This is a genomic window from Variovorax endophyticus (assembly GCF_025376855.1).
In the GTDB taxonomy this organism is placed as follows: Bacteria; Pseudomonadota; Gammaproteobacteria; order Burkholderiales; family Burkholderiaceae_C; genus Variovorax.
In genome coordinates, this window is sequence record NZ_JAHUTH010000026.1 from 53,420 (window position 1) to 80,405 (window position 26,986).

The 26,986-nt window shown below is 70.5% G+C and carries 25 protein-coding genes; 1 reads left to right on the plus strand and 24 read right to left on the minus strand.

The features are described 5' to 3' along the window. Nucleotides 1–20 precede the first annotated feature (20 nt). The 12 genes from KV106_RS28770 to KV106_RS28825 form a co-directional block, all read right to left on the minus strand. Nucleotides 21–809 carry an SDR family oxidoreductase gene (locus KV106_RS28770; protein WP_261214172.1) on the minus strand — a complete coding sequence of 263 codons (789 nt, stop codon included), beginning with the start codon at nucleotides 807–809 and terminating at the stop codon, nucleotides 21–23. A 48-nt stretch (nucleotides 810–857) separates the two neighbouring features. Further along, complete coding sequence (locus KV106_RS28775; RefSeq protein ID WP_261214174.1) at nucleotides 858–1,562, minus strand: ABC transporter ATP-binding protein; 705 nt, start codon at nucleotides 1,560–1,562, stop codon at nucleotides 858–860. Then, complete coding sequence (locus KV106_RS28780) at nucleotides 1,559–3,397, minus strand: branched-chain amino acid ABC transporter ATP-binding protein/permease (RefSeq protein ID WP_261214175.1); 1,839 nt, start codon at nucleotides 3,395–3,397, stop codon at nucleotides 1,559–1,561. Before KV106_RS28780 ends, KV106_RS28775 begins: the two co-directional genes overlap by 4 nt. Beyond that, a complete protein-coding gene (locus KV106_RS28785; RefSeq protein WP_261214176.1) occupies nucleotides 3,394–4,257 on the minus strand; it encodes a branched-chain amino acid ABC transporter permease in 864 nt (287 codons plus the stop codon). The genes KV106_RS28780 and KV106_RS28785 overlap by 4 nt, the downstream gene beginning before the upstream one ends. 13 nt (nucleotides 4,258–4,270) lie before the next feature. Further along, a complete protein-coding gene (locus tag KV106_RS28790; RefSeq protein WP_261214177.1) occupies nucleotides 4,271–5,410 on the minus strand; it encodes an ABC transporter substrate-binding protein in 1,140 nt (379 codons plus the stop codon). A gap of 39 nt (nucleotides 5,411–5,449) precedes the next feature. Further along, nucleotides 5,450–6,256, minus strand: a complete 807-nt coding sequence (locus KV106_RS28795; RefSeq protein ID WP_261214179.1) for an SDR family NAD(P)-dependent oxidoreductase — start codon at nucleotides 6,254–6,256, stop codon at nucleotides 5,450–5,452. 43 nt (nucleotides 6,257–6,299) lie between these two features. Further along, nucleotides 6,300–7,304 (minus strand): Bug family tripartite tricarboxylate transporter substrate binding protein, encoded by a 1,005-nt coding sequence (locus KV106_RS28800; protein ID WP_261214181.1) that lies wholly within the window; start codon nucleotides 7,302–7,304, stop codon nucleotides 6,300–6,302. Nucleotides 7,305–7,334: 30 nt separating this feature from the next. Further along, nucleotides 7,335–8,783, minus strand: coding sequence for an MmgE/PrpD family protein (locus tag KV106_RS28805; protein WP_261214183.1), 1,449 nt, complete (start codon nucleotides 8,781–8,783; stop codon nucleotides 7,335–7,337). A gap of 136 nt (nucleotides 8,784–8,919) precedes the next feature. Continuing rightward, nucleotides 8,920–9,894: a cupin domain-containing protein gene (locus KV106_RS28810; protein WP_261214185.1), complete on the minus strand. Its 975-nt coding sequence runs from the start codon at nucleotides 9,892–9,894 to the stop codon at nucleotides 8,920–8,922. A gap of 25 nt (nucleotides 9,895–9,919) precedes the next feature. Beyond that, nucleotides 9,920–10,903, minus strand: coding sequence for a Bug family tripartite tricarboxylate transporter substrate binding protein (locus KV106_RS28815; protein WP_261214187.1), 984 nt, complete (start codon nucleotides 10,901–10,903; stop codon nucleotides 9,920–9,922). Between the two features lie 8 nt (nucleotides 10,904–10,911). After that, nucleotides 10,912–11,796 (minus strand): fumarylacetoacetate hydrolase family protein, encoded by an 885-nt coding sequence (locus KV106_RS28820; protein ID WP_261214189.1) that lies wholly within the window; start codon nucleotides 11,794–11,796, stop codon nucleotides 10,912–10,914. A gap of 42 nt (nucleotides 11,797–11,838) precedes the next feature. After that, nucleotides 11,839–12,804 (minus strand): Bug family tripartite tricarboxylate transporter substrate binding protein, encoded by a 966-nt coding sequence (locus KV106_RS28825; RefSeq protein WP_209539543.1) that lies wholly within the window; start codon nucleotides 12,802–12,804, stop codon nucleotides 11,839–11,841. Nucleotides 12,805–13,027: 223 nt separating this feature from the next. Between KV106_RS28825 and KV106_RS28830 the strand changes: the two genes are divergently transcribed. Beyond that, nucleotides 13,028–13,795: a FadR/GntR family transcriptional regulator gene (locus tag KV106_RS28830; protein WP_261214193.1), complete on the plus strand. Its 768-nt coding sequence runs from the start codon at nucleotides 13,028–13,030 to the stop codon at nucleotides 13,793–13,795. 15 nt (nucleotides 13,796–13,810) lie between these two features. Here KV106_RS28830 and KV106_RS28835 read toward each other — a convergent pair whose 3' ends face one another. The 12 genes from KV106_RS28835 to KV106_RS28890 form a co-directional block, all read right to left on the minus strand. Beyond that, complete coding sequence (locus tag KV106_RS28835; protein WP_261214194.1) at nucleotides 13,811–14,965, minus strand: ATP-binding protein; 1,155 nt, start codon at nucleotides 14,963–14,965, stop codon at nucleotides 13,811–13,813. A 132-nt stretch (nucleotides 14,966–15,097) separates the two neighbouring features. Then, nucleotides 15,098–16,069 carry an MYG1 family protein gene (locus KV106_RS28840; RefSeq protein ID WP_261214195.1) on the minus strand — a complete coding sequence of 324 codons (972 nt, stop codon included), beginning with the start codon at nucleotides 16,067–16,069 and terminating at the stop codon, nucleotides 15,098–15,100. Nucleotides 16,070–16,082: 13 nt separating this feature from the next. After that, nucleotides 16,083–16,475, minus strand: a complete 393-nt coding sequence (locus KV106_RS28845; protein WP_261214196.1) for a hypothetical protein — start codon at nucleotides 16,473–16,475, stop codon at nucleotides 16,083–16,085. 149 nt (nucleotides 16,476–16,624) lie between these two features. After that, a complete protein-coding gene (locus KV106_RS28850; protein WP_261214197.1) occupies nucleotides 16,625–17,425 on the minus strand; it encodes an SDR family NAD(P)-dependent oxidoreductase in 801 nt (266 codons plus the stop codon). Then, complete coding sequence (locus KV106_RS28855; RefSeq protein WP_261214198.1) at nucleotides 17,422–18,429, minus strand: Bug family tripartite tricarboxylate transporter substrate binding protein; 1,008 nt, start codon at nucleotides 18,427–18,429, stop codon at nucleotides 17,422–17,424. Before KV106_RS28855 ends, KV106_RS28850 begins: the two co-directional genes overlap by 4 nt. Beyond that, nucleotides 18,422–20,104, minus strand: coding sequence for a GMC family oxidoreductase (locus tag KV106_RS28860; protein ID WP_261214200.1), 1,683 nt, complete (start codon nucleotides 20,102–20,104; stop codon nucleotides 18,422–18,424). The genes KV106_RS28855 and KV106_RS28860 overlap by 8 nt, the downstream gene beginning before the upstream one ends. Nucleotides 20,105–20,108: 4 nt before the next feature. After that, entirely contained in the window at nucleotides 20,109–21,110 is a 1,002-nt protein-coding gene (locus KV106_RS28865; protein ID WP_261214202.1) for a Bug family tripartite tricarboxylate transporter substrate binding protein, read from the minus strand. Between the two features lie 51 nt (nucleotides 21,111–21,161). After that, a complete protein-coding gene (locus KV106_RS28870) occupies nucleotides 21,162–22,649 on the minus strand; it encodes an aldehyde dehydrogenase family protein (protein ID WP_261214204.1) in 1,488 nt (495 codons plus the stop codon). Between the two features lie 101 nt (nucleotides 22,650–22,750). Then, a complete protein-coding gene (locus tag KV106_RS28875; RefSeq protein WP_261214206.1) occupies nucleotides 22,751–23,182 on the minus strand; it encodes a Zn-ribbon domain-containing OB-fold protein in 432 nt (143 codons plus the stop codon). Further along, nucleotides 23,179–24,357, minus strand: a complete 1,179-nt coding sequence (locus tag KV106_RS28880; protein WP_261214207.1) for a thiolase domain-containing protein — start codon at nucleotides 24,355–24,357, stop codon at nucleotides 23,179–23,181. Before KV106_RS28880 ends, KV106_RS28875 begins: the two co-directional genes overlap by 4 nt. A gap of 2 nt (nucleotides 24,358–24,359) precedes the next feature. Further along, nucleotides 24,360–25,385: a Bug family tripartite tricarboxylate transporter substrate binding protein gene (locus tag KV106_RS28885; protein WP_261214208.1), complete on the minus strand. Its 1,026-nt coding sequence runs from the start codon at nucleotides 25,383–25,385 to the stop codon at nucleotides 24,360–24,362. After that, entirely contained in the window at nucleotides 25,378–26,934 is a 1,557-nt protein-coding gene (locus KV106_RS28890; protein ID WP_261214209.1) for a class I adenylate-forming enzyme family protein, read from the minus strand. Before KV106_RS28890 ends, KV106_RS28885 begins: the two co-directional genes overlap by 8 nt. Nucleotides 26,935–26,986: the final 52 nt, after the last annotated feature.

Genomic DNA, 26,986 nt, shown 5'->3' on the forward strand with positions numbered 1-26,986 from the left:
TTTCTGGGGCGGCGCGGCGCTCAGGCCATGAAGGTGCCGCCGTTGACGTCGATCACGGCGCCCGTCAGGTAGCCCGATTGCTCCGAGGCCAGGAAGGCGGCGACGTGCCCGATCTCCTCGGGCGTGCCGATGCGGCCGACGGGAATCGCGCCCACCAGCCGCGCGCGCTGCGCCTCGTCGCCCTGCTGCGTCATCGGCGACTCGATGCGCCCGGGCGCGATGCAGTTGACCGTGATGCCGTCGGCCGCCACCTCGGCGGCCAGCACGCGGCTCATGCCGATCATTCCGGCCTTGGAGGCCGCGTAGTGCACGCCGGCCGTGCCGACCAGCGTGCGGCCCGCGCGCGAGGACATGTTGACGATGCGGCCCCAGCCGTTGCGCCGCATCGCGGGAATGGCCTCGCGGCTGAACACGAAGGCGCTCGTGAGGTTGACGTCGAGCACCTCCTTCCACTGCGCGGTGCTCATGGCCGTGACGCCGGTGCGCTCGCCGTCGGTCTTCGGATGGATGCCGGCGTTGTTGACCAGCACGTCGAAGCGGCCGAAGCGCTCGAGCGCCGAGGCCACGAGCGCGCGCACGCCGTCCTCGTCGGTGACGTCGAGCACCGCCGCCTCGATGCGCAGGCCGCGCGCGGCATGCGCGGCGACCGCCTCCCCGACCTTGGGCGAGCGGTCGATGGCGATCACGTGCAGGCCGGCTTGCGCCAGCGCCACGGCCACGCCGAGGCCGAGGCCACCGCCCGCGCCGGTGACGGCGGCGACCCGCACGGGCCCGGGCGCGGAAGGATCGATGGATGTCTGTGGGGTCATGGAATCTCGTGTCCTCTGGAAGATGTGATCGGTCGTGCGCGGCGCGCTCTACATGCCCATGAAGGCGGCGCGCACCTCCTCGCTCGCGCGCAGCGCCTGGGCCGGGGCTTCGGTGACGACGCGCCCGCCCTGCAGCACATAACCGCGATCGGCCGTCGACAGCGCCATCTCGGCGTTCTGCTCGGCCAGCAGCACGGCGATGCCGCCGCGCGCGAAATGGCGGATCGCGGCGGCCAGCTCGCGCACCACGATCGGCGCGAGGCCGAGCGTGGGCTCGTCGAGCATCAGCAGGCGCGGGCCGGCCATCACGGCGCGCGCGATCGCCAGCATCTGCTGCTCGCCGCCCGAGAGGCTGCCGGCCGCCTGGGCCTCGCGCTCGCGCAGCCGCGGGAAGCGCTGGTACATGGCTTCGCGGCGCGCCGCGCGCTCGCCGCCGTCCTTGCCCAGGTAGCCGAGGTCGATGTTCTCGCGCACCGTGAGCTGCGGGAACACGTGGCGCCCCTCGGGCGACAGCGAGATGCCCGCGAGCAGCCGCTCGCGCGTGTCGGCGCGCTCCAGCGCCCGCCCGTCGATGGCCACCTTGCGCGCCGTGTGCGGCGTGAGCGCCATCACGGCTTTGAGGATGGACGACTTGCCCGCGCCGTTGGCGCCGATCAGCGCCACCACTTCGCCCGGTGCGATGCGCAGCGACACGTCGTGCACCGCCGTGACGGCGCCGTAGCGCACCTGCAGTCCTTCGATGGAGAAGCTCATGCCGGCACCTCCTCGGGCGTGGTTTGCGCGGCGGCCGGCTCGGCGGGCGTGCCCAGGTAGGCGCGCAGCACCTCGGGATGCACGGCGATGGCGGCCGGCGTGCCCTCGGCGATCTTGCGGCCCTGCTGCAGCACCACCATGCGGTCGCAGATCGACATCAGCAGCGGCAGGTTGTGGTCGATGATCGCGATCGTGCAGCCGTCCGCGCGCACCCGCTGCAGCACGGCCGCCAGCCGCATGCCCTCGGTGTGGTTGAGCCCGGCGGCGGGCTCGTCCAGCAGCAGCACGCGCGGTCGCGTGGCCAGCGCCACCGCCACGCCGAGCAGCTTCTGTTCGCCGTACGGCAGGGTGCCGGCCACGGTATCGGCGCGCTCGGCCAGGCCGACCGCCGCGAGGCAGCGCGCCGCGTTCTCGCGCCGCTCGCGCTCGCGTGCCTCGAAGGCCGGCGTGCGCACCAGGCCCGCCCAGGGCCGCTCGCGATGCAGCAGGTAGCTGGCGAACAGCACGTTGTCGAACGCACTCAGCGATGCGCAGTGCGCGGTCTGCTGGAAGGTGCGCACCAGCCCGCGCCGCGCGACCCGGTTCGGCGCGCCGGCATCGATGGCCTCGCCGGCCAGCCGGATCTCGCCCGTGCTGGTCGCCATGAAGCCGCCGAGCATCGACAGCAGCGTGGTCTTGCCCGCGCCGTTGGGTCCGATGATGCCGAGCAACTCGCCGCTGGCGATCTGCATGTCGACGCCGTCGACCGCGACCAGGCCACCGAAGCGCCGGCCGACGCCGCGGGCGGTGACGATGGGCGCGCCGGCCGCGGCCACGGGGCGCGCCTCGCTCGTCTCCACCATCGCCACCGCGGGCAACGCCGCTGCGACCGCGTCCGCGCCGCCGGAAGTCGCCGGCCTGCGCCAGCGCGGCAGCAGCGACACGAAGCCCTCGGGCAGCAGCCGCACCACCACCAGCAGCATCAGCGCGAACAGGCCGAGCCGATACTCGTCGATGGCGCGCAGCATCTCGGGCAGCACGCCGAAGGCGATGCCGCCGATCACGGGCCCGATCAGCGTGGCCTTGCCGCCGAGGATCACCGCCAGCAGGCCCGCCGCCGAATGCTGCACGCCGAACAGGTCGGGCGAGAGCACCAGCGCCTTGGGCACCAGCAGGCCGCCGGCCAGCGAGGCCAGCGCGCCCGACAGCGCGATGTTGATGACGCGCGCGCGCAGCGTCGGGATGCCGACCGACTCGGCCAGCGCGGGCGCCTCGCGCACGAAGGTCCAGGCGCGCCCGAGCGGCCCCGCGCGCAGCCGGGCCAGCAGCAGCAGCGCCAGGCCCAGCGTCGCGAGCAGCACGAACAGGTAGCCCTGCTGGCCGCTCCAGCCCAGGCGCTCGGTCCAGGCCATGGGCTGCACCATGACCATGATGCCCAGCGGCCCGCGCGTCACGTCCATCCAGTTGGTGGCCACCAGCCGCAGCATCTCGGCCAGCGTGAGGGTGGCGATCGCGAAGTAGGCGCCGCCCAGGCGCACCGAGGCCAGGCCGACCAGCGCGCCGAGCGCCGCGCCGGGCAGCAGCGCCAGCGGCACCGCGCTCCAGTAGTCGAGCCCGCCGCGCGTGACCAGCAGGCCGACCGCGTAGGCCCCCACGCCGAGGAAGGCCGCGTGGCCGAAGCTCACGTAGCCGAGCTGGCCGAAGGTCAGCCCCACCGCGAGCGAGAACAGCGCGAGCACCACCGCGTAGCTCAGCACGTCGGCCACGTAGGGCGCGCTCGCGAGGCCGGCGATGGCGGCGCTGGCGAACGCCACGCCGGCGAGCAGCACCGGCAGCCGAGTGAGGAGCGCCTTCATGCCGCGCGCCCCATCAGGCCGTGCGGCCGCCACAGCAGCGTGACCAGCATCAGCGCGTAGATGGCCGCGGCGGCGAAGCCCTCGGACATGAAGGCGCCCGCCAGCGCCTCGACCACGCCCAGCAGCACGCCGAACACCACGGCGCCGCGCACGCTGCCCAGCCCGCCCATCACCACCACCACGAAGGCCTTGATGATCACGGCATGGCCGATCTGCGGCGAATAGAGGATCACGGGTGCGAGCAGCGCGCCGCCGAGCCCCGCGATGGCACTGGCCAGCACGAAGGTCAGGCTGTTGACGCGCTGCACGCGGATGCCCACCACGCGCGCGGCGAAGGCGCTCTGGGCCACGGCGCGCAGCTGCACGCCGAAGGCCGTGCGCCGCAGCAGGAACTCCATCCCCACCAGCACCACGACGCCCGCGCCGAGCACGAACACGCGCTGCCACGGCACGGCGACGCCGCCGGCCGTCCACACGCCCGGGATGCCCGGCACGTTCTCGGCCTGCGCGCCGAAGCTCACGAACACCGCCTCGAACACGATGATCGAAGCCGCGAAGGTCGCGAGCAGCACCTCGGACTTGTCGTGGCTGCGCGCCAGCAGCGGCGCCACGCAGACGCGGTCGAGCAGCGCGCCCAGCGCCACGCCCGCCAGCACCGCCAGCGGCAGCGTCGCCAGGTAGGGCAGGCCCCAGCGCGTGCCCAGCAGGGCCGCGAGCGCGCCGACCATGAACACCTCGCCGTGCGCGAAATTGATCACGTGCAGCACGCCGAAGACCAGCGTCAGGCCGAGCGCGACGAAGGCGTAGCCCACGCCGTTCGACAGGCCGTTGGCCAGCAGCTGAAGGACGAATTCCGTCATCGGTGCCGTCCGCTCACTGCGACGCCGTCAGCTTGCCGCCCTTGGCGACGAAGTCGACGTAGTCGCGGGCCTGCGACTGGCCGCCGGCATCGAAGCGGATCTCGCCGCGCGGCGTGGTCCAGGCGTTCTTGTGCAGCGCCTCCGCCACCTTGGCCGTGTCGGTGCTGGTGCCGGCCGCGGCCATCGCCTTGGCGGTGAGCCAGACCGACTCGAAGCCCAGCACCTCGACCTTCTCGGGCACATGGCCGTGCTTGGCCTGGAAGCGCTTGACGAATTCGTCGTTGAGCGGATTGCGCCGCGTCGACACGTAGATGTCGGAGCCGAAGGCGCCCTCGGCGGCGTCGCCCGCCAGCCGCAGGATCTGGTTGTTGAGCACGCCGGTGGCCGTGCACTTGCGCGCCTGCAGGCCCACGGTGCCCATCGCGCGCAGCGCGTTGGCCGCCTGCTCGGGCTTGCCCGCGACGATGCACACGGTGTCCGCGCCGCTGGCCTTGACCTTGGTCATCAGCGTGCTGAAGTCGCTCTGGCTGAGCTCGAAGGTCTCGCCGGCCACGAACTTGTCGCCGAAGCGCTTCTTCGAGCCCTCGATGACGTAGCGGCCGTAGTCCGTGTTCTCCGCCACCACCGCGAGCTTCTGCGGCTTCACGCGCTCGAGCAGCTGGCGATCGAAGTACTCCGAATCGGCGTCGAGCGTGGTCGTGAGGCGAAACACCTTGTCGTAGCCCGACTTCGTGAGGTCGGGGTGCTTGGGCACCGCCGCCATGAACAGCACGTTGTTGGCGCGCGCGATCTGCAGCACCGCCAGCGCCACCGTGCTGCTGATCTCGCCGGCGATGAACTTCACGCGGTCCTGGTTGATGAGCCGCTGCGCCGCGGCCACGCCCTCGACGGGCTGGAAGTTGCTGTCGTAGACGATGAGCTGCACCTTGCGCCCGCCGAGGATGCCGCCCTGGTCGTTGATCATCTCGGCCGCGAGCTCGGCGCCCTGCTGGCCCTGCTGGCCGATGACGCTCTTGGTGGGCATCAGCACGCCGATCTTCACGGGCTCGCCCTGCGCGAAGGCGGCGGGCGGCAACGCGGCGCAGGTGGCGAGCAGCGTGGCCGAGACGGCCGCGAGCAGGCGGCGGCGAAGGGGGCGGTTCGAATGGTTCATGGCTTGTCTCCGGTTCCGGTCAATAAAGGGCAATAAGGGTCACGACGGCGTGAGCACCTTGCCGCCGCAGACGGAGATGCACTGGCCGGTCACGTAGGAGGAAAGATCGGTCGCGAGGAACTCGAGCGGCCCCGCCATGTCCTCGACGGTCGCGAGGCGGCGCAGCGGGATCTTCGGCAGGTCGGCATCGCCCACCATGCCGCGCGCCCGGGCCTGGCTCGCGACGCGCGCGGTGGCCGTGGAGCCGGGCGCGATGCAGTTGACGCGGATGCCGTCGGGGCCGACCTCGGCCGCGAGGAAACGCGTGAACTGCACCACGCCGGTCTTCGCCATGCCGTAGTGCGCATAGGCGCCGGCGCGGTGCGCGGCATCGAGCCCCAGCGTCGAGCCCACGTTGATGATGTTGCCGCTGCGCCGCGCGCGCATGTGCGGCAGCACCGCCTGGCTGCAGTACACGGTGGTCATGAGGTTGACGTCGAACATGTCGGCCATGTCGCGGTCGCTCATCTGCGAGGCGCGGCTCGCTTCGATCGGCGCGAAGGCGCCGCCCGCGTTGTTGACGAGGATGTCGACGCGGCCGAATTCCTCGATGGCGCGCGCCACCAGCGCGTCGGCGGCCGCGCGCTGGCGCAGGTCGCCCTGCACGCCGATGCTGCGGCGGCCCAGCGCGACGATCTCGTCGCTCACGCTGGCGGCGCTGAGCTGCTCGTCGAAGCGGCGCGCCGCGTCGAGGTCGACGTCGGCCACCACCACGTGACAGCCGAGCCGGGCGAGGCGCAGCGCGAAGCCGCGGCCGATGCCGCGCGCGGCGCCGGTGACGATGGCGACCTGGTCCTGGAGTTTCATGAAGGGGTCCTCGTTGGATGGATGGGGCAAGGCGGCGGGAGCCTCACTGCTGCTGGACCAGGCCGTACTCGTCGGCGATGCGGCGGTACTGCGGGATCTTGGCGGCCAGGTCGTTCTTCATGGCCTCGCCGTCGAGCACGTAGAGCGGCACCTGCATCTGCTCGAGCAGGCTGCCGAAGGCCGGGCTGCGCGCGGCCTTGAGGAAGGCGGTCTCCAGCGTCTTGCGGATGGGCTCGGGCGTCTGCGCGGAGACCGCGAGGCCGGTGATCCAGGGAAACTGCCAGTCCACGCCGAGCTCGGTGAAGGTCGGCACCTGCGGCATCGAGGGCATGCGCTGGCGGTCGAGCAGCGCGAGCGCGCGCAGCTTGCCGGCCTTGACCATCTCGGCGTAGTTGGAGGTCGGTGCGAAGGTGGTCTCGCCCGACACCACCGCCATCAGGCTCTGGTTGGCGCCCTGGTAGGGAATGTGGTTGAAGCGCACGCCCTTGGCGCGCTCGAGGGCCTTGGCGCCGAAGTAGGCGGTGTCGGAGGTGCCGACCGTGCCGAAGCTCAACTCGCCGGGACGCGCGCGCGCATCCGCGATCAGGTCGTCGAGCGTGCGGTACTTCGAGTCGGCCTTGACCACCAGCGCATGCGAAGGCCCCGCGTAGTTCAGCACGTAGGCGATGTCCTTGAGCGGATCGAAGGGCGCCTTGGTCAGCAGCGGGCTGATCAGCACCACGCTGGTGGTGACGGCCACCAGCGTGTAGCCGTCGGCCGGCGCGCGCAGCACCTGCGCGGTGCCGATCAGGCCGTTGGCGCCGGGCCGGTTCTCCACCACCACCGGCTGGCCCAGGTCGTCGGCCACGAGCTGCCCGATGCGGCGCGCGCTCACGTCGGTCAGGCCGCCCGGCGGGAACGGCACCACGATGCGGATCGGCTTGCTCGGGAAGGCATCGGCGGCGCGCGCCGGCTGCGCGAGCGGCGCGAGCACGGCGCCCAGCGCCATGGCCGCGCACAACAGGCGCGAGACGAAGCGGGGAAGGAAGGGACGGACGGTCAGGGTCATGTCGGCTCCTCGGGATGGATGGGGAAGGCCTCAGCAGGCCGGATCGAGCGCGCGGGTCAGTGCGCGCACGTCGGAGAGCGACTCGAGCGCCATCACCATGTCGACCGCCTCGTCGATGCGCGCGTCCCAGCGGCTGGACATCGGCGCGAGCGTGCGTGCCATGCGGCGGAACTTGTCGACCACGTCCTGCTCGCCGTAGCGCGGCGCGCCCTCCCAGCTGTCGCCGAGCGCGAAGTCGCTCTCCAGCTCGAACTCGCGGCCGCGCGCGCGCACCACCGCGCGCGACGGCACCTTGAGCACCTGCTGTTCCAGGCCCCAGGTCGCGGGGTCGTAGCCCTTGGGCTCGTTGGCCAGGCGCACCTTGCGGCGCATCGCGCGCGCCACCTCGCCGCGCATGTTCTGGTCGCTGAACCACTCGGGGCCGGCCGGCACGCCCAGCGCCACCATCGCGGCCGCATGCGGGAAGCTGAAGGTGGCGGCCACGAGGTTCGGCGGATCGCCGTCGTCGGCGAAGCGCGGGTACGGGATCATCGGGAACGAGCGCAGCTCGATCGATTCGATCTCCTCGGCGCGCAGCGCATGGCGGCGCAGCAGCTGGTCGAAGGCGGTCAGCGCGTAGTGGATCCAGCGGCAGCAGGGCCAGAACTTGATCGAGGTGCCGGGCAGGTACCACTCGCTGCCCAGCTTCGCGAGCATCGCGCCGGGATCGAGGATCACGCCCTGGAACACCTGCGCGTAGCTGTCGGTGTCGAAGATGTCGCGGATGCCGCGGATGCCTTCGCGCGCATGCCAGGCGGCCATCAGCCCGCCCTGCGCATTCCAGCCGGTGTCTGCGTACTTGAAGGTGCCCAGGTCGGTGTCGCGCCCCCACTGGCGCGACCAGTCGCGGCCGACCATGTACTGGGCGCAGTTGCCGAAGGCATCGGCGAGCTCCGCGGGCGTGGCGCCGATCAGGCGCGAGGCCGCGGTGCAGGCCGCATGCACGCCCTGCCCCGGGCCGACCAGCCCGGTCCAGCCCTTGGTGCGGCCCTGCTCGTCGACGGTCACGCGCGGGCTCAGGAAGTTGCCCAGCCGCACGCCGACCTCGAAGCCCAGCGTGAAGGCGGCCAGCAGGTCGGCGCCATTGCCGCCCTGCTCCTCCGACAGCGCGAGCGCCGCGCCGAGGCTGGCCTGCGCATGGTGGCCCTGGACCTTGTAGCACTCGTCGATGTCGAGGATGTTCCCGAGCCGCCCGTTGGCCCAGGCGGCGGTGGCGACCGAGGTCTTCTGGCCCGTGCCGAGCACGCTGGCCGGGCCGCCGATGCCGTTGCGCCGCACCATGCGCCGCACCGCCAGGCCGGGATCGGTGCCGACCGCGCCGATGGCGCAGCCCAGCGTGTCCAGCAGCAGCAGCTTGGCGCTGCGGCGCACCGCTTCGGGAATGTCCTCGTGGCGGGTCTCGATGGCGAAGGTCGCGAGTCGGCGGGTGGTGGTGTCCATGGTGGCGAACGGAGCTGCGTGGGTGGAAGGGGCGAACCGGCTCCTGCCGGCACGGGGCCTGGCATGGAGAGCGAAACGGAAGGTGGGCGGCCGGCACCTGCCGGCCCGCCTCAGTTCATCGGTGCATGGCCGTGGCTCACGGAGGAAGCGTCCCCGAGCGCAGCCAGCGGAAGGCGCGCATCACCGGGGCATCGGACATGCGCACCAGGATCGCGTCGCGCGTGGCGCTGTGTCGCTGCGCGAGCCAGGCCGGCGCCGCGATCACGTCGCCGCGCCGCCATTCGAAGCCGTGCTCGCCGATGCGCGAGCTGCCCTCGCCCTCGACCACGATGAAGATCTGGTTCGCGGTGCTCTGCGCGACCTGCCACGCGCGGCCGGCCGAAAGCGCCACCGCCACGCGGTCGAAGGTGTCGAGCGTCGGCGGTCCGAACTCGAGCGTGCGCACGCCCGGCGCGGTCTCGGGCGCGTCCAGCAGCCGCGGCTTGTAGTCGCGCAGCGCGAAGCGCATCGGGCTCGTGGGATCGACGCGCTCGGCCTTCTCGACCTTGTCGGGATGGTGCTCGAAGAACATCGGCCCGAGCAGTTGCACCAGCGGCGCGTCGAGGATGTCGATCCAGTAGGCGTCGACCTCGCTGCGGTTGTCGTGCCCGTGGAAGCTCCAGTTGGGCGTGAGCAGCACGTCGCCGGGCTCCATCGGCACGTCGGTGCCATCGACGATGGTGAAGGTGCCGGGCCCGGCCTCGACCACCACGCGCATCGCGTTGGGCGTGTGGCGATGGCTGCGCGCGGCCTCGCCGCCCTTGACCATCTGGTAGGCCGCCACCAGCGTGGTCACGGTCGGGTAGTCGTTGCCGGGGATCGGGTTGGCCAGGATCAGGTTGCGCCGCTCGGCCCATTCGGTGCCGACGAGGCGGCCGGCCGCGTGCAGCGCGGCGCGCGCGTCGGCGTACTGCCAGTGCGCGGGCATGTAGTGCTGTTTGGGCTGCGGATAGAGCGAGGGCGTCGGCTTGTTCCAGCCGTTCTTCACCTGGATGTCCTCGAGCATGCGGTGCAACTGCGCGAGATCGCTCGCGCTGTCGAAATCGGGTCGGACGGTGGCGGTGGTGTTCATGGCGGTGGGCCTTGCGTTGTCTTCTTCACTCGGGCTTCACGCCCGCGGCCTGCACCATCTCGCGCGTGACGGCCACGTCATCGCGGATGGCCTGGCGCAGGTCGGCCGGCCCGCCGGCGTTGACCTCGAGGCCGCGCGCGGTGGCGTTCTTGCGTGCGAACTCCGGCTCGCCGAGGATCGCCTTGACGTCGGCGGCGATGCGCTCGATCACCGCCTCGGGCGTGCCGGCCGGCGCGACCAGCGCATACCAGACGGCGGCGCGCAGCTGCGGATAGCCCTGCTCGGCCGTGGTCGGCACATCGGGGAAGAGCGTGGAGCGCCTGGCTCCGGCCACCGCCAGCGGCTTGATCTTTCCGGCCTTGAGCAGTTCGCCCGCGACGCTCGCGCTGCCCGTGGCCAGCTGGATCTCGCCACCCACGAGCCCGGTCATGACCGGCGCCACGCCCTTGTAGGGCACATGGGTGATGTCGAGCGAGGCCTTGGCCTTGAGCAGCTCGTAGACAAGGTGCGGCTGGCTGCCGTTGCCGAACGAGCCGTAGGCCAGCGTGCCGGGTCTGGCGCGCACCGCCGCGACGAGTTCGCGCAGGTCCTTCGCCGGCACCGAGGGGTTGGCGATCAGGAACTGGTCGCTGGTGGTCATCAGCGCGACCGGCGCGAAGCTCTTGTCGGGGTCATAGGGCAGCGACTTGTAGAGGAAGCGGTTCGAGGTCAGCGTCTGGTTGATGGTCGCCATCAGCGTGTAGCCGTCGGGCGCGGAACGCGCCACCGCCTCCGCGCCGATCAGCGAGCCGGCGCCGCCGCGGTTGTCGATGACCACGGCATGGCCCCAGCGCTTCGACAGTTCGGCCGCGACCGACCGGATCAGCACGTCGACGCCGCCGCCCGCCGGGAACGGCACGATGATGCGCACCGGCCGGGACGGATAGTCCTGCTGCGCGTGCACGGCGGTGGCGCCGCCGCCGAGCAGCGCGAGCGCGCAGGCCAGAAGACGCAGGGTTCGCATCGCCATCCTTGTCCTCAGAAGCGCCGCGGCGCGAAGTCCTCGTCCTCGACGACCGGCAGCGTCATCGAGCCCACGCGTTCGATCTCCATGCGAACACGGTCGCCGGGCGAGAACTGGCCCACGCCCTCGGGCGTGCCGGTGGCGATGATGTCGCCGGGCTGCAGCGTCATGACCGAGGAGGCCCACTCGATGAGCCCGGGCACGTCGAGGATCAGCGCGCTGGTGCGCGAATCCTGGCGCAGCTCGTCGTTGACCCACAGGCGGTTCGCGAGGTCGCCGGGATCGCCGATCTCGTCGGCCGTCACGATGTACGGGCCCACGGGCGTGAAGGTATCGAAGGACTTGCGCGCGACGCGCTCCTCCTCGAACCGGCCGGGCTCGATGCGCAGGGTCACGTCGATCAGGCAGCAGTAGCCGAACACGTGCGAGAGGGCCTGCTCGCGCGGCACGTTGCGCGCCTGCCTGCCGATCACCACGGCGAGTTCGGATTCGTGGTCGAAGCGGCGCGTCGAGCCGCGCGGCAGGCGGATCGCCTCGCCCGCGCCGATCACCGACGAGGAGGCCTTCAGGAAAAAGCCGCGCTCGACCGCCGAGGCGCCGCCGCTGACAGAGCGCGCGCCGATCTCGCCGATGTGCTTGCGGTAGTTGACCGGCGCCGCCACCACGTGCAGCGGGAAGGGATTGGGCGCGCGCAGCGTCACCTCGGACAGGGGGCGCGCCCGCGCCTCGCGGCGTGCCTTCTCGATGTCGGCCTTGCGCCGGTCCCATTGCGCGATCAGCCGCGACATGTAGACGCGCGGGAACTCGGGCCCGGCATCGGGCACGGCCGCGGTCACGTCGTAGATCAGGTCTTCCTCGACGAGGCCCACGCGGTCGTCATCGAACACGGCAATCTTCACTTGGCTTTTCCTTTCAGGTCTCGGAGGGAACGGGGCGGCGGCTCAGTCGAGCTTGATGTCCGCCTCGGTCACGAACTTCTTCCACATCGCCAGGTCGGCGCGGGTGGTGGCGTCGAGGTAGTGCACCGAGGTGTCCTCGGCCGGGTCGACGCCGATGTCCTTCATGCGCTGGCGCATCTCGGGCGAGCGGACCACCTTGGCGATCTCGGCGTTGAGCCGTTCGACCACCGCCTTGGGCGTGCCCGCCGGCGCGGCGATGCTGTACCAGGAGCGGATCGAGAAGCCCGGGAAGCCCTGCTCCTGCATCGTCGGGAGGTTCGGCGCCATGCCCAGGCGGCTCGGGCCGGTGACGGCCAGCGCGCGCAGGTTGCCGCCCGTCACCTGTGTCATCGCGGAGGTGTCGCTGAACACCAGTTCGATCTGCCCGCCGATCAGGTCGACGATGGCCGGCCCGATGCCCTTGTAGGGCACGTGATTGATCGAGATGCCGGCCATGCGCCGGAACATCTCGCCCGACAGGTGCGGCGTCGCGCCGTTGCCCGAGGAGCCGTAGTTGAGCTTGCCCGGATTGGCCTTGGCGTAGCTCACCAGGTCGGCCACGCTGCGGTACGGGCTCTTGGCATTGACCATCAGCACGTTGGCCGAGGTGTAGACCATGGCCACCGGCGAGAAGTCCTTGATCGGGTCGTACTGCAGCTTGGGGTAGATGGCCGGGTTGATCGCCATCGTGCTGTTGACCGCCATCAGCAGGGTGTAGCCGTCGGCCGGCGCCTTGGCGACCAGGGCCGCGCCGAGCCCGCCGTTGGCGCCGGGCCGGTAGTCGACCACCACGCGCTGCCCCAGCGCCGGGCTCAGCGCCTCGCTCATCAGGTTGCCGAAGGTGCTGCCCATGCCGCCGGGGGCATAGGGCACGACGAGCGTGATCGGCTTGTCCGGGTATGCGGCGCATGCCATGCCCGCGGCCAGGGACAGGGCCCATCCCACCAGGTGACGTCCAGCGGTACTCATCGTGTCTCCTTCATCATGGAAGGTACGATAGCTAATAAGGTCATACCTTATACATGAGGCAAACCCCGATACCATCGAGCGCATTTTGGCGTTAGGTGCTAAGGTCTGACCTTTTAGGAATATGGATGGCGCTGCTTGAAAATCCCTGGTGCGACACCCCTCTATCGAGACAAGGACATAAGGTATAACCTTTGCCCGAACCGCAAGAAAGAGGAGGCGCCGCATGACTGCCGAACAGACCGACATCGAGAACGCCGAGGCCGGCACGGCCGGCCGTTCCGGACCGAATTTCCAGCCGATCAAGGCCAAGCGCGCCTTCGAGGCGGTGTGCGAGCAGATCCGGCGCGAGGTGGCGCTGGGCACGCTCAAGCCCGGCGACCGGCTGCCGCCCGAGCGCGAGTTCGCGGAGCAGCTCGGCGTGAGCCGCACGGCCGTGCGCGAGGCCATGCGCAGCCTGGAGAACGCGGGCATCGTGCAGTGCCAGCAGGGCATGGGCGGCGGCGCGTTCATCCGCAAGCGCGACTCGAGCACCGTAACCCAGGCGGTCGGCGACATGGTGATGCTCGGCCAGATCCCCTCGCACAGCGTGACCGAGATGCGCATCATCCTGACCGAGCAGGCGATCCGCCTCGCCTGCGAACGCGCCACCGAGGAGGACTTCCAGGCCATCGAGCAGGACATCGACCGCGCGGAGGAGCTCACCCTGCGCGGCGACTTCTCGCGGCGCAATGCCTACATCACCGAGTTCTACCGGATCCTCGCGCAGGCCACGCACAACCAGGTGATGGTCATGCTGGTGGAGTCGCTGTCGGAGCTCACGCGCGCGCTGCTCGCGAAGGCCAGCCCGGTGCCGCGCAGCGACGTGATCGGCGTGCGCCGCAACGTGCTGCGGCTGATGCGCGCGCGCGATGCGGAGGGCGCGGTGAAGGAAATGCGCGCGCACCTGGAGCGCCTCAACCGGCTGCTGGAGAAGCCGGCGACCGAGGGCTGAGCGCCGCGCAGACTTCTAGGCCGCGGCGTCCAGCAGGCCGTGCCGGCGCATCAGCTCGGCGGTCATGCTCTCCTCGAGCGAGTAGACGCCCCGCTTCTCTTTCCAGACCAGCGACTTGTCCTGCAGCGCGCCGAGCGCCGCCTGGACGTTGGACACCTCCGGCACCATCGTCTCGCCCGGCGCGAGCGCCGCGAGCATCGCGCGGTAGCGCTCCATGGTCCCCGCCTCGAAGGGCGCGTACTTCTCGCCCTCGCGCGCCAGCACCCGCAGGACCGCGGACTGCAGCGGGGTGAGCGCCTGGATCACCCGCAGGGTCTGCAGGTCGACTTCCTCGATCTGCTCATCGACGGCCTGGGCGAAAGCCGCCGCGGCATCGGCCGGAGCGATGTTGAAGTCGAAACGGATGCTGTCGGCGGCGGCACCGAGGATCTCGGGCCGATGGCCCGCCCGCTCGAAGAGCTTCGTGACCGCGTCCGGATCCAGCGGGCCCGCCAGGCCGACGCCCTTGCAGAACCACTGGATGTAGTCGGCGTCCAGGGGCGGGAATGCGACCAGGGGCGCGCCGAAGAAGGCCTGGTCCTTGCTGTTGCGCAGCATCGCCAGCTTGTCGCGGTTGGAGCCCGTGGCCACGATGCGCAACCCATGGTGCTCGCTGCTGTTGAGCTCGTCCCGCGCGGCCTTCAGCGCGAACAGGGCGTCGTAGCCGGCCTCCGTGGCGATCGCGTGCTGGGCCTCGTCGATCAGCAGCACGATCGGCTGCCTCGTCTCGTCGGAGAGCGCCGCCAGAGCCGCGCTCAGCGAGATCTCCTTGCCCAGTCCGACGCGATCGAGCGAGAAGGCCACGCCGCCCACGGTGACCTTCTCCATGCCGGCCGACCTCGCAAGCCGGGCCACGACACCCTCGTGCCGGGCCAGCTCGGCGCGCACCGCGCCGACGATGACCGCGCCTGGATCCGCCTTCCTGTTCGCCCAGAGATCGACATAGAGGACCGTGGCGCCCCGGTTCTGCAGCGCGGGGCGGAGATCCTCGCGCACGAAGGTGGACTTGCCGGTGCGCCGGGGCGCGGCGAGAAACAGGCCCGAAGCGGCCGCCGAGCCGACGGCCGAGGCCATGACGCCCTGGGCCATCCGATCGGCCAGCTGGGTGCGGTGAAAAACCGTGTCCGCCATGGATGTCTCCTCGAAGTGCCGCCGCCTGGGTCAGCTCTGGAGATTACAGCAGATTATAGTTTTCTCTTTTAAATTATAGTTAGCAGTCGCCAACTATAGATTCAAGACATAGAGTGCCGTAGTTGCCCCGGCCTAAGGTGCCAGGGCACGGGGCGCGCCCTCGTCCCGCAGCTGCGCCACGGCCGCCCGCGCCAGCCCGATCGCGCCAGCCAGGGACCCGGCGCCGGCGATGAACAGGTTGTTGTGACAGAAGACGGCGTCCTCGACGCCGGTCACGGCCGCGAGGTCCTGGTTGCGCAATCCGGCCCAGGCGGACGGCAGGTCGCGGCGCGCCACGAAGGACTGGGGCTCGATCGGCGCCACGCGCACCTGGTGCTGGCCGCCCGGAGTCTCCGGGTAGACCACGAACAGGACATCGGGCATCTCGGCGCAGACGACACCCGACCAGGACAGCCCCGACGTCTTGAGCACCAGGATCTTCCCGTCCGCCAGCAACTCGCCCTGCCGGACCAGCGACTCGCCCGCGAACTTGTCCGAGAAGCGCACCATGAGACGGTCGATGAAAAGACCCATGAAGCCCATCACGGTCTTGAACTGCGCCAGCTCGAGCGCGGCGATCGCCGGCGGTGCGCCGGCGGCGCCCTCCTCGCTGCGCGAGGTGTTGAAGGCACTGACCATCGCGGAAATGCCGAAGTATCCGGGCGCGGCGTTGAGCGCGCCGGTGTCGGCCATGTCCAGGTGCTGCACGAGCTCGTCGTCGATCGCGTCGCGCACGCGCAGCGCGATCTGCTCGTCGATGCCCGGCAGGCGCTGGCGGATCAGGTCCAGGCCATGGGCCAGCCACACCAGGCCGGAGCTCGCGTAGACGACGCCGCTGGGCCGGTGCTCGGCGAAGCCCTTCTGGTGGTGGTCGAAGCGGCCGCGCGCGGGATCCCATTCCCCGCCCACGTCGACGGCAAAGTCCGCAGCGGCAACGAGCCCCGTGTCACGTGTGCGGATCAGCGTCGCGCCGGGGTGCAGCGCCATCAGCACGGCCGCGGCGAAGACGTCGTCCGCATGGAAGGAGTTGCCATGCACGGCGACGGTCGGCGGAGGGTTGGTCATGAACGCCGATCCGCTAGTGCGCGGAGAAGAAGCAGCGGAACGCGACGTTCTTGTCGCCCATCTCATCCGCGACGTCGCGGAACATGTCGAGGATCTCCTGGCACAGGGCGTACTGGGCCCGGGTCGGCAGATGTTCGAGGACCACGACGAAGCCCGTGTCCGCCGAGCGCGGGACCGAGCGCACGATGCTGGCGCCGAGCTCGGTCAGGCCCTTCTGCGCGCCCAGGCCGAAGTCCTCGACGATCTTCGCCACGGCGTCGGCCTTCGTGGCCATGTCGCGCAGCGACGTGCGCCAGAAGACGTTTCGCTCGCGCTGCGCGGCTTCCTGGAGGTCGCCGATGCGCAGTGCGCGGATGGACTGCACGAAGTTCGGGCGCATGTCGCCCAACCTGAGCATCTCTTCCAAAACCAATTCCATTCGATCTCTCTGTGTCGTTGATCAGGGCGGTGGTCGGTCGGATGACCGCTGCAGCGGAACTTCACGTGTGAGGCCGCCCCGACGGGGAAAACCCTCGATTATCGAGCTTCCCCCGTTTCAACGAAAGCCGCCGCGCGTCAGTGCGCCATCGTGCAGGTCACCCCACCGTCGATCGGTAGCGCCGCGCCCGTGATGTACTTCGATTCGTCGCAGGCCAGGAAGACCGCGGCATTGGCGACGTCCCAGACATCGCCCATGCGCTTCATCGGCACGCAGCGCGAGCGGGCCTCGCGCATGCGCTCGACGTCGCCGTCGTAGAAGGACAGCATCGTCACGTGGACGCGCGGCGAATCGATGAGCCCGGGCAGGATGCTGTTGCAGCGGATGTTGTCGGGGCCGTGCTGGACGGCGATCATCCGTGTCAGGTGGTTGAGGGCCGCCTTCGAGGCCTGGTAGGACACGATGGGATGGCCGGTCCAGGTGATGCTCGCGATCGACGACACATGGATGATCGAGCCGCCGCCCTGCGCCTTCATGACCGGGATGACGGCCTTGCAGCTCAGGTAGGCGCCCTTGACGTTGACATCGAACACGCGATCGAAGTCCTCCTCCGCCGTCTCGACCACGCCGCCGCGGGTGTTGATGCCCGCGTTGTTGTGCAGCACGTCGATGCGGCCGTAGCGCCGCATGGCCTCTTCGACCACCGCATTGACCTGCGCCGCATCGGCGACGTCCGCCGCGGCGTGGATCGCCTCGCCGCCCTCCGCGTGGATCAGGCCCGCGGTGCGCGCGGCCGCCGCCTCGTTCATGTCGACGCAGACGACACGCGCGCCCTCGCGCGCGAACGCCACGGCCGCGGCATTGCCGTTGCCCCAGTCGTCGACCACGCAGCCGGCGCCGAGCACCAGCGCCACTTTTCCTTCGAGTCTTCTTTTCATGGCTTCGTGCCTTCGCAGGACGCACCGCGGCTGCTGCAGGGCAGCTGTTGCACGACGGCGCGCCATTTTTCGGATTCGATCGCGACCGCCCGCTTGAGCGCGGCGGACGGGATGGCCTGGGCGTGATAGCCCAGGGTTTCGAGCTGGCGCCGGTAGTCGGGGTCCTGCGCGATGCGCGCGACCTCGGCCTCGAGCCGCTTCGCGATGTCGGCCGGCAGCCCCGCGGGCGCCACCAGGCCGAACCAGCCCGTCGCCTCGTAGCCGGGCACGGTCTCGGCGACCGTGGGCACATCGGGGAGCAGCGACGAGCGCGCCTTGCCGCTGGTCGCCAGCGCCTTGACCTTGGCGCCGTCGATCAGCGCCTTGGCACCGCCGACGACGTCGAACATGAAGTCGGTGCGCCCGGCGATCACGTCGATCATTGCCGGGCTGCCGCCGCGGTAGGGGATGCCGTTGAACCGCACCTTCGCGAGATCGCCGAGCAGCGCGCCCGCCAAGTGGTTGCCCGTGCCGACGCCCGACGAGCCGTACGAGACGGCATCGGGTGCCTTGCGGGCCCGCGCGAGGAGCGCACCCAGGTCCTTGTCGGGCGCATCGGCGCGGGTGACCAGCACGTACTCGAAGGACGCATAGGTCCCGAGCCAGGTGAAGTCATTGACGGCATCGTAGGGAAGCCTGGACATGTGCGGCGCCACGGTGTGCAGGCTGTTGGCCGTCGCGCCGAGGGTGTAGCCGTCCGCGGGCGCGGAGGCGACGCGCTTCAATGCGATCTCTCCCGAGGCCCCGGTGAGGTTCTCCGCGACGACCTGCTGCCCGAGCGCCGTGCCCAGCCGCTGGGCCAGCAGGCGCGCCGCCTTGTCGGTGGCGCCGCCGGCCGCGAGCGGAATGATCAGCCGGATCGGATGGTCGGGCCAGTTCTGCGCCGCGGCCGGCCCGGCGGCGATGGCGGCCAGCAGCAGGGCCGACATGCCGCGCAGGTGGCCGAAGACGTGGCGGCTACGCATGGAGCGGCTCCTCTTGGTCTTGCGACACAGTAGCGGGACGCTGCGCCGTCTGCTCCCGCCGTGCCTCCACGTTCTTGCCAAGCACCATGTCCGCGGCCTTCTCCGCCAGCATCACGGTCGCGGCGCAGGTGTTCGAGGACGTGATGGTCGGCATCACGGACGCGTCGATCACGCGCAGGCCCTGCATGCCGTGCACCCGCAACTGCGGATCGACCACGGCCAGCGCGTCCGATGCGGGGCCCATCTTGCAGGTGCCGATCACGTGATAGCCGGTGACGGCATACCGGCGCACGAAGTCCAGGAACTCGTCGTCGGTCTGCACGGACGGGCCGGGCAGCAGCTCGGCGCGCACCGTGCCGCGCATGGGTTCCGTCTCGAAGATGCGGCGTACCCAGCGCAGCGCATCCACCACCACGCGCTGGTCGGTGGCATGCGACAGGTAGTTGGGCTGGATCAGCGGTGCGTCGCGGCCGTCGGCCGAACGGATGCGCACATGGCCCTGGCTCTGCGGGCGCAGCTGCCACGCGCCGCAGGTGAGGCCGGGCTCCTCGTCCACCTCGCCGAGCCGGCCGAGCGAATAGCTGGCCGAGATGAAGGACAGCGCGAAGTCGGGCGACGGCAGCTCCGCGCGCGTCTTCCAGAAACCGTAGATCAGGATCGGGCTGATCGAGAGGATGCTGGGCCGCCGCACGGCCCAGGCCGCGACCTCGCGCGCGAGCCGCAGGCCGCGCACGCGCCGGTTGATGCTGTCGGCGTCCGGGCTCGTGCGGGCGACGAAGCGCGGGCAGTAGTGATCGCGCAGGTTCTCGCCGACGCCTGCCAGCGCCTGCACGACCTCGATGCCGTGCGCCTGCAGCAGGCCCGCCGGCCCGATGCCGGACAGCTGCAGCAGCTGCGGGCTGTGGATGGCGCCGGCGCTCACGATCACCTCGCGCCGCGCGGCGATGCGTTCGGGCTGCATCGCGCCGTCGCGATGAAACTCCACGCCGGTCGCGCGGCGCTGCTCGGTCAGGATGCGGCTCACGCGCGCACCGGTGACGACCCGCGTGCCGAAACGGCGCTGGGCCGGATGCAGGAAGGCATGGGCCGTGCTCCAGCGCCGGCCCTCGTGGATCACGCTCTGCGTGTAGCCGATGCCGGCCTGCGAGGCGCCGTTGTAGTCGTCCGTGCGCGGAATGCCGGCCCGCTGCGCCGCCTGCAGGAAGGTCTCGCACAGCGCATCGCGCCAGGGGGTTTCCTGCACGCGCATGGGACCGTCGCGCCCGTGGTATTCGTCGCTGGCCGGCCCGACGAAGCCTTCGCTGCGCCGGAAGTACGGCAGCACGTCGCGGTAGCCCCAGCCGGTGTTGCCCAGCTGCTCCCAGCCGTCGAAGTCCTGCGCCTGGCCGCGGCTGTAGACCGCGCCGTTGACCGCGCTCGAGCCGCCGAGGGTGCGGCCCTGGACCAGGGCGGTGCGGCGCCCCGCCGTGCCCGGCGAGGGCTCGCACTCGAGCTGCCAGCTGTAGCGCGGGTCGCGCAGCAGGCGCGTGAAGCCGGCGGGGATGCGCGTCCAGGCGCTGTCGTCGGACGGCCCGGCCTCGAGCACGCAGACGCTGTGGCCGGCTTCGCCGAGCCGCCAGGCCAGCACGCCGGCCGCCGTGCCGCCACCGACGATCACGTAGTCGAAACTGTCCATGGGATCAATCGACCTTCAGGTCGAGCCTGGTCACCAGTTCGCGCCACTTCTTCTGCTCGGTGGCCATGATGCCGCCGAGCTCCGCGCCCGAAGTGACGCGCGGCACCAGGTTGTTGGTCTGCAGGTACTCCACCACGGCCGGGCTCTTCGAGGCCTCGCGGATCGCGGCGTCGAGCCGGGCGATGGCCGCCGGCGGCGTCCTGGCCGGTGCCACGATGCCCATGAACGCGGCCGTGCTGAGCTTGGGCATGCCGAGTTCGGCGAAGGTCGGCACGTCGGGCATCCTGGGCATGCGCTTGTCGCCCGAGATGGCCAGCACCTTCATGCGGCCCGCGTTCACGTACTGCACCGAGGTCGACACATCGTTGAACATGGCCTGCACCTGCCCGCCGATCATGTCGGTGATGGCCGCCGCGGCGCCCTTGTACGGCACGTGCGTCATCTCGATGCCGGCCACCGACTTCAGGTTCTCCATCGCGAGGTGCGGCAGGCCGCCCGACGCGGTGCTGGAGTAGTTCAGCTTGCCCGGGTTGGCCTTGGCATAGGCGATGAATTCCTTGACGTTGTTCGCGGGCACGAAGTTGTTGACGGCCAGGCCCAGCGGAATCTCCGCGACCGAGGTCACCGGCACGAAGTCGCGCGTGAGTTCGTAGGGCTGCTGCTTGTAGAGGTAGGCGTTGTACGAGAGCAGCGACAGGTCCATGAAGAAGATGGTGTAGCCATCGGGCGGCGCGGTGGCCGCGGCCTGCGTCGCGATGAGCGTGTTCGCGCCGGGCTTGTTGTCGACCACGATCTGCTGGCCCAGCTTGTCGCTCATGACGGTGGCGAACTGGCGCGCCATCACGTCGGTGACGCCGCCGGCCAGGTAGGGCACGATCATGCGGATCGGCTTGGAGGGATAGGTGTCCGCGAGCGCGGGCAGCGCGCTCGACACCAGCATCAGCGCCGTGGCGGCGAGCAGGCGGCGGCGCATCGTGCGCCCGGCGAGGTGGTTGGCGATCTTCATGGTGTTGTCTCCGTTGAGGTTTCTTTCGAGGATGCGGATGGGGCGAAGCGGTCAGCCCATGTCGAGCACCACCGACTTGAGCTGCATGAACTCGTCGATGTGGCGCGTGCCGAACTCGCGCCCATAGCCGCTCATGCGGTAGCCGCCGAAGGGGATCGACGGGTCCATCTGCAGGTAGCAGTTGATCCAGACGGTGCCCGAACGCAGCGCGCCGCTGACGCGATGCGCCTTCTTCACGTCGCGGGTCCACACGCCCGCGCCGAGGCCGAAGGGCGTGTCGTTGGCGATCGCCAGGGCCTGGTCGGCGTCGTCGAAAGGGATGGCGGAGATCACGGGGCCGAAGATTTCCTCGCGCGCGATGCGCATGTCGTTGCGCACGCCCGCGAACACCGTGGGCGGCACGAAGAAGCCGTCGCGCAATGCATCGTCGTCGCACCGGTTGCCACCCGAGACGAGCTGCGCGCCCTCGCGCGGGCCGGCGTCGAGGTAGCCGCAGACGCGATCGAGCTGCTTGCGCGAGACCAGCGGGCCGATCTGGGTGGCCGGGTCCAGGCTGTGGCCGATCTTGAGCGAGCGGCCGACCGCGGCCACGCGCTCGACGAATTCGTCGTGGATCGAACGCTCGACCAGCAGGCGCGAGCCCGCGCAGCAGATCTGGCCCGAGTTCGCGAACACCGCCATCGCGGCGCCACGCGCCGCGGCGTCGAGGTCGGCATCGGCGAAGACGATGTCGGGCGACTTGCCGCCGAGCTCGAGCGAGAGCCGCTTCACGTTGCCGGCCGAGGCGCGGATGATGGCCTGCCCCGTGACGGTGGAGCCGGTGAAGCCGAGCTTGTCGACGCCGGGATGCGCCGCGAGCGCCGCGCCGGCATCGCCCGCGCCGGTGACGATGTTGAGCACGCCGGGCGGCACCCCCGCCTCCACCGCGAGTTCCCCCAGCCTCACGGCGGCGAGCGATGCCTCTTCCGACGGCTTGAGCACCACCGTGCAACCCGCCGCGATGGCCGGCGCGATCTTCGTGATGCACACGCTCAGCGGGCCGTTCCACGGCGTGATGGCGCCCACCACGCCGATCGGCTCCTTCAGCGCATAGCTCAGGAAGTGGCCGGGCAGCGAGTTCTCGATGGTCTCGCCATGGATCGCCGTCGCCAGGCCCGCATAGAAGCGCAGCAGGCCGGTGGGGCGACCCATGCCCGCGCGCACCACGCTGATCGGGCCGCCGAACTCCAGCGACTGCAGGTAGGCCAGCTCTTCCCTGTGCCGGTCGATGAGGTCGGCGATGGCCAGCAGCAGGCGCTGGCGCTCCACCGGCTTGGTGCCGCGCCACGGACCTTCGAAGGCTCGGCGCGCCGCCGCCACGGCATCGTCGATGTCGGCTTCGCCGCCTCGTGCCAGCCGCGCGATGACCTGGCCGGTCGAAGGATCGACCGACTCGAAGGTCTGGCCGGAACGCGCGGAGGTCCATTCGCCGCCGATCAGCAGGCGCGTGTCGCGCGACAGGATGGCGGGGCGCGATGGGTCGTTTGGGGTGTTGGGCATGGTGAATCTGAAAACGTTTTTCTCTGCCGTTCTATTGGGAAGCAGAGCGAACATCGCTGCAATCCCGTGGAACGTTTCTATGTGGGAAAACCACTAGCGGCTCACGGCCGGGCGCTGAACACCGGTGCCATGCGGCCTTGCTCGGTCGCGCGAAAACGCACCGCGACGGGCATGCCGACACGCACGTCGGCGAGGTCGGTGTCGACGATGTTGGTCATCAGGATCGGGCCTTCCTCGAGACGCACATAGGCCAGCACATAGGGCGCGCCGGTGCGCCGGACGATGGAGAAGCTGTAGACCTCGCCCAGGCCCGATGCCTCGATCCAGTCGAGCGCATCGGCATGGCAGAACGGGCAGAACGCGCGCGGATGCCAGTGCCATCGCGAGCACGCGCGGCAGCGCGGAAGCAGCAGCTGCCCCGCGGCACTGGCACGCCAGAAGGCCTCGGTCTCGGGAAAGGCCTGGACATAGGGGTCCCGCAGCGTGCGCTCGAGAGCGCCGGCCGCAGCCTGCTCGACGTCGGGCTTCGTCATGACGTGCGCTCCATCAACAGCGTGGCGTGCGAATGGCCGATGCCGAACACCATGCCGGGACCGGTGGCCATCGCGATGTCGCAGTTCGGCACCTGCACGGCCGCATGCGCTTCGCCGCGCAACTGCCGCACGGCCTCGATCACCTTGGTCATGCCGCCCCGGTTCTGCGGGTGGTTGTTGCACAGGCCGCCGCCATCGGTGTTCCATGGCAGGCGCCCGACGCCCGAGACCAGGCCGCCATCCGCGACGAAGCGGCCGCCCTCGCCGCGGGCGCAGAAGCCCAGGTCTTCCAGCTGCAGGATCACCATGATGGTGAAGTTGTCGTAGATGGACGCGTACTTCACGTCGCGCGGCGTGAGGCCCGCCGACTCGAAGGCGTCGCGCCCGGAGATCGCCGCGCCGGTGCGCAGCATGTCGAAGTCTCCGGCCTCGCCGGTGCGCACCGTCTCGCCGAAGCCGCGCACCGCCACCATCGGGCGGCGCAGGCTTCGCGCGATCTCGGGACGCGTCACCACCAGCGCGCCGCCGCCGTCGGTGATCACGCAGCAGTCGAGCCGATGCAGGGGATCGGCCACCATCGGCGAGTTCAGCACGTCCTCGACGGTGAAGACCTTGCGCAGCAGCGCATGGGGGTTGTGCTGCGCATGCATCGACGCCGCCACCTTGACCCAGGCCAGCTGCTCGCTGGTGGTGCCGTGCTCGTGCATGTGGCGGCAGGCGAAGTTGGCGTAGATGCCGCTCACGGTCCAGCCGTAGGGGCTCTCCCAGGCCGACCAGGGCCTGTCCGCGGGCAGCACGCGCAACTCGGTGCCCGTCGCCTGGCCACCGCTGCGCGGCTTGCCGGCCAGCGTGACGAGCGCGACCGAGCAGCGCCCCTGCGCGATCGCCTGCGCGGCGCGGCCCACGTGGCTGATGTACGAGCAGCCCCCCGACTCGGTGCCGTCGACGTGCCGCACCTTGAGGTTCATGTAGTCGGCCATCAGCGCGGGAACGCCGGCGGGTGCATCGGCCGCGCAGAAGTAGCCGTCGACATCGGCGAAGCCCAGGCCGGCGTCGTCGAGCGCGCCGCGTGCGCACTCGGCATGCAGCTGCGCGACCGACTTGTCGGGCGCGTGGCGCGTGGGGTGTTCGTAGGCGCCGACGATGCAGGCCGGATAGGGTCGTTGCACGGACATCGCTACTCCGCCTTCGCGCCGCTGTCGCGCACGAGCTTGAGCCATTGCTCGCGCTCCGACGCGATGGTCTTGCGCCAATCCGCATGGCCGACGAAGTCGGGCTCCATCCCGATCGATTGGGCGTACTCCCTGAACGCGGGCTCGCTGGCCACCTCGCCGATCGCGTCGGACATCTTGCGCACGATGGCCTCGGGCGTGCCCGCCGGCGCGAAGAAGAAGGTGTTGGCGACGTAGGCGTAGCCCGGCACGCCGGCTTCCGCCATCGTCGGCAGGTCGGGGTAGGAGGCCGAGCGGCTCGCGCCGCTGGCCGCGAGCACGCGCAGCTTGCCGGCCGCGATCAGCGGACGCGCCGTCGTGATCGCGGCGAAGGAGAAATCGACCTCGCCGGTGGAAGTGCCCACGGCCGCGGGCACCTGGCCCTTGTACGGCACGTGCAGCAGCTGGATGCCGGCGAGCGTGGCGAGCAGCGCGGCCGACAGATGCTGCGAACTCCCATTGCCGCCGGATGCGTAGCTGAGCTTGCCGGGGTGCGACCGGGCATGGGCGACGAGGTCCTGCACGCTCCGGAAGCGCGACTCGGCCGGCACCACCAGCAGCAGCTGCACCGCGCCGACCTTGGCGATCGGCACGAAGGACTTCAGCGGGTCGTAGGTGATGCGCTGCATCAGCGCCTCGTTGGTGAAGTAGCCCGTCGAGGTGATCATCAGCGTGTAGCCGTCGGGCGCCGAGCGCGCGGCCAGCTCGGTGCCGATCAGCCCGTTGGCCCCGGACCGGTGGTCCATGACGAGCGGCACCTTCCAGCGCTCGCCGATCTTCTGCGCGATGAAGCGCGAGGAGGCATCCGTCGCGGTGCCCGGCGCATAGGGCTGGATGAGCGTGATCGCGCGCTCGGGCCATGCCGTTGCCTGGGCGCGAGCCGCCAGCGGCAGGCCGGCCGACGCCACGGCGGCGAAGGCGCACAGTCCTTCGACGATCCACGAGCGGCGCCGGATCCCGCTGCCCGCGTGTTGGTGTGAGAGTTCAGACACGGCGCGCACTCCCTTGCCAGAAACGTTCGCGAATCTCGCGCTTGAGCACCTTCCCGACGGCGCTGCGCGGCAACTGCTCCCAGACCTCGATGGTCTTGGGTGTCTTCATGCCGCCCAGCCGCTCGCGGCACAACGCGAGCGCCGCGTCGGAGTCCAGGCTCTGCCCGGGCTTGAGCTCGACCACGGCCTTGATGGCCTCGCCCCAGACCGCATCGGGCACGCCGATGACCGCGCAGTCGCTCACCGCGGGCAGGGTCCACAGCACCTGCTCGATCTCGCCGGGCGAGATGTTGAAGCCGCCGGAGACGATCAGGTCCTTGAGGCGGTCGACGATGTAGAAGTAGCCGGCCTCGTCCATGTAGCCGACGTCGCCGGTGTGCAGCCAGCCGTGCTTGAGCGTCTCGGCCGTCTTCTCGGGGTCGTTGTAGTAGCCCTTCATCACGATGTCGCCCTGCACCACCAGTTCGCCGCGCTCGCCGGCCGGCAGCAGCCCGCCCTGCGGATCCATGACCGCCACGCGCACGAACGGCGACGCGCGGCCGCAGCTCGCCAGCCGTCCATGCAGCGCGGAATCGGCCAGGATGTCGGCATGGTCCTGCGGCGTGAGGCAGGTGCAGATGAACGGGGCCTCGGCCTGCCCGTAGCACTGCACCATGACCGGCCCGAACACATCGAGCGCCTGGCGCAGCTTGTCGACCGACATCGGGGCCGCCGAGTAGACGAAGTAGCGCAGCGCGCTGTAGTCGTGCCGGCGCAGGTCCGGATGCGCCAGCAGCTTGTAGATCACCGTCGGCGGCAGGAAGAGCTGCGTGACCCGGTAGGCCGAGAGGGCCTCGAGGATGGCACCGGCGTCGGCCGATGCCAGCACGATGGTCGAGCCGCCATAGGCCATGGTCATGAAGCAGACTGCACCGGCGGCGTGCGTCATCGGGGCCACGGCCAGGTGCACCGGCCGCCCCACCACCGGCATGGCCGCGAACCAGTTGGCCATCATGGCGCCGTAGACGCGGTGCGTGACCAGCACGCCCTTGGGCAGCCCCGTGGTGCCGCCGGTCCCGCGGATGGCGACCACGTCGTCGGACCGTGCGGGGCTGCGGTGGCGCGCATCGGACTGGCGCGCGGCCCAGCTCTCCAGGCTGGGCACGCCGTCGAGTTCGCGGTCGATGCAGACCACGCCGCGCAGTTCCGGGATCGCCTCGCGCAGCATCGGCAGCTGGGCCTCGAAGCTGCTGTGGATGAAGAGGAAGCGGCAGCCGCCGCGCGCGAGGATGTTGACGTTCTCCTCGGCCGAGTTGCGCGCGTTGACCGGCAGCCACACGGCGCTGGAGCGCACCGTGCCGAGCACGGCGACCATGGTCAGCAGGTGGTTCTGGGTCAGCAGGCCGACCTGCGATTGCGCATCCATGCCCGCGGCCTGCAGGCCGTTGGCGATGCGGTGCGTCAGGGCATCGACCTCGCCATAGCTCAGGGTGCGCCCGCCGGGCTCGACGAGGCAGGGCGCGTCGGGGCCGAGGCTCAGGCCCCGGTCGAAGGAGTCGATCAGCTGCATTGGGGGTTTTCTAGAAACGATTTCATATGCGTTTCACTCTACGATAGGCACC